3 protein-coding genes and 1 pseudogene are annotated in these 2,307 nt (G+C 67.3%); all 4 read left to right on the top strand.

Going from position 1 to position 2,307, the window contains the following annotated elements:
- Positions 1 to 140: 140 nt before the first annotated feature.
- The 4 genes and pseudogenes from KME75_RS41020 (at position 141) to KME75_RS41010 (ending at position 2,217) form a co-directional block, all read left to right on the top strand.
- The gene (locus KME75_RS41020) at positions 141 to 410 is read left to right on the top strand and encodes an Rv3235 family protein (RefSeq protein WP_219420379.1); all 270 of its coding nucleotides are present in this window, start codon (positions 141 to 143) and stop codon (positions 408 to 410) included.
- Positions 325 to 516: pseudogene (locus KME75_RS47515) on the top strand (hypothetical protein); the annotation flags it as partial. The gene KME75_RS41020 and the pseudogene KME75_RS47515, both read left to right, overlap by 86 nt.
- Before the next feature lie 79 nt (positions 517 to 595).
- Positions 596 to 1,300, top strand: coding sequence for a metal-dependent transcriptional regulator (locus KME75_RS41015; RefSeq protein WP_219420378.1), 705 nt, complete (start codon positions 596 to 598; stop codon positions 1,298 to 1,300).
- A gap of 158 nt (positions 1,301 to 1,458) precedes the next feature.
- The gene (locus KME75_RS41010) at positions 1,459 to 2,217 is read left to right on the top strand and encodes a multicopper oxidase domain-containing protein (RefSeq protein ID WP_219420377.1); all 759 of its coding nucleotides are present in this window, start codon (positions 1,459 to 1,461) and stop codon (positions 2,215 to 2,217) included.
- Positions 2,218 to 2,307 lie beyond the last annotated feature (90 nt).

Genomic DNA, 2,307 nt, shown 5'->3' with positions numbered 1-2,307 from the left:
CACCGTGCCGACGTCGAACCGGCGCGCATGCGGCTGGCTCCCGGCACCTTGACGACCACGGCGACACCCTGACGACCAACCTCGCCCGGTATGTCCGTTCTTCGTCGTCACCGTGAACGGCGCCTACGTCGCCATCTTCAGTGGCGGGCAACACGAAGGTCCCGGTGGCGCGGGTGCTGCGGCTGATCTTCGAGGTGATCGACGGTCGGCGTCCGGTTGCGCAGCTGGTCGGGGTGGCCGCGCCGTCGGTTCTGCGCTACGCCCGCGCGGCGCGGCTGGCCGGGCGCCCGACGCGGGTGTCGCGGCTGCTGTCGCTGCGGCTGTGCCGCCCGGCCGCGCACGCCGTCGAGGCGGCCGCGGTTGTGGCCGTCGACCAGCGGCATCGCGTCGTCCGCCTACCGGTGGCATAGGCCGATGGTCGAGCGGTCGATCTCCTGGCTGGTCGGCGGCGGGAACCGGCGGCTGCGCTACCGGGTAGCCCGGGCCAACGATCTGCGGCTGCACCTGCGGGCCGCCGTCGCTCAACCTGCGCGTGCCAAGCAAGTCCCGCGAAGAGGCCCTATGCACGAGCGTTAGCCATGGCTAATATTGCCGCGTGGCCTTGGCTAACAGTGATCGTATGCCTCGTCTAGACTGCTGCGGCATCAAGCACACCGAGGTCATTGACGGCTACCTGAGAACGATCTTCTCGTTGGCCAACCGCAGCAACGCGGTGACGACCACGGCAATCGCCGGCGAATTGGGGGTCACGGCTCCGACCGTCTCGGCGATGCTCAAGCGGCTGGAAGCGAACGAGTTGATTCGCCGCTCGAACGGCCACCACATCGAGCTGACCAAGCATGGGACGCGGCACGCGCTGGAGGTCGTGCGGCGGCACCGCCTGCTTGAGCTGTTTCTCGCCGAGGTTCTTGGGGTGCCATGGGACGAGGTGCGCGCCGAGGCGCAGGTCCTCGAACACGGCATCAGCGTCCGGCTCGAGCGGCGGATCGATGCCTTCCTGGGTCATCCAACGCGTAATCCACACGGGGATCCGATCCCGTCCTCCGCTGGGCAGTATGCGGAGGATTTGAGCATCCTGTTGGCGGACGCACCGGCGGGCAGTCGGTTCCAGGTGGATCGGGTCAGCAACCGGGACAGCGCGGTGCTGCGCCACCTCGCCGAGCTGGGTCTGCGCCCGGGCGCCATTCTCGCCGTCATCGAGTGGGCGCCCTTCGGTGGGCCCTTGTGGATCGAAGTCGACGGTCGTAGGCACCCGCTGGGTTGCGGTCTGGCCGAGGTCTTGCACGGAAGGACAATCTGATGACAGTGAGTTCCTCTTCCTCTCGGCGCCGGTTCCTGAGTGCGCTCGCTGGGTCGGCGGGCCTCGCACTCGGCGCGCACAGCGTGCTAGGGCCCCCGAACGCGCACGCCACCGGGCACGAGCACGGCGGCGGGGCCAAGGGGAGCCACGGGGGAGGGGTGAGCGGCCCGACGTTCCGTCAGGGCAGCACAGTGGATCACGTCGCCAACGGGTTCAACCCGAGCGAATTGCTGCGCGATTTCGACTACGGCACGGTCTCCACGCTGCCCGACGGGCGCTTGCTGCGGGAATGGGAGGTCTTCGCCAGCGACGAGGACATTGAGGTCGCGCCCGGGGTGCAGTTCCCGGCCTGGACCTTCAACTCCCGGGTTCCGGGCCCCACGCTGCGCTGCACCGAGGGCGACCTACTGCGGGTCAGCTTCACCAACGGCTCCGCGCACCCGCATACCATGCATTTCCACGGGATCCATCCCGCCGAGATGGACGGTATCCCCGGGGTCGGGCCGGGGATAATCGAGCCGGGTCAGACGGTGACCTACGAGTTCGACGCCGCGCCGTTCGGACTGCACCTCTACCACTGCCACGTCAGCCCGCTGGCTGAGCACATCGCCCGCGGCATGTACGGGACCTTCATCATCGACCCCAAGCAGGGCCGGCCGCCCGCCGACGAGATGATCATGGTGATGCACGGTTATAACACCACCTTCGACGCCGAGGGCAACCAGCTCTACGCGGTGAACGGGATCCCGTTCCACTACATGCACGAACCAGTGCGGGTCACGCGGGGTGAGCTGGTGCGGGTCTATCTGGTCAACATCCTGGAGTACGATCCGATCAACAGTTTCCACTTACACGGCAACTTCTTCGACTACTACCCGACCCAGGGCCCAGGCAAAGTCGCGATGAGCGGGTGTTGACCTGCGGCGACACGCCGGGGTAGGTACGAAGACGGGCACGGGCTCGACGTGATCATGAGGGTGTCTAAGTCCTTGATCACGTCAGGAAGC

It is taken from the genome of Pseudonocardia nigra (genome assembly GCF_019396355.1).
GTDB classification, from domain to species: Bacteria; Actinomycetota; Actinomycetes; order Mycobacteriales; family Pseudonocardiaceae; genus Pseudonocardia; species Pseudonocardia nigra.
The sequence above is the reverse complement of the archived record's forward strand: the minus strand, read 5'-3'. Positions and strand labels throughout refer to the sequence as shown.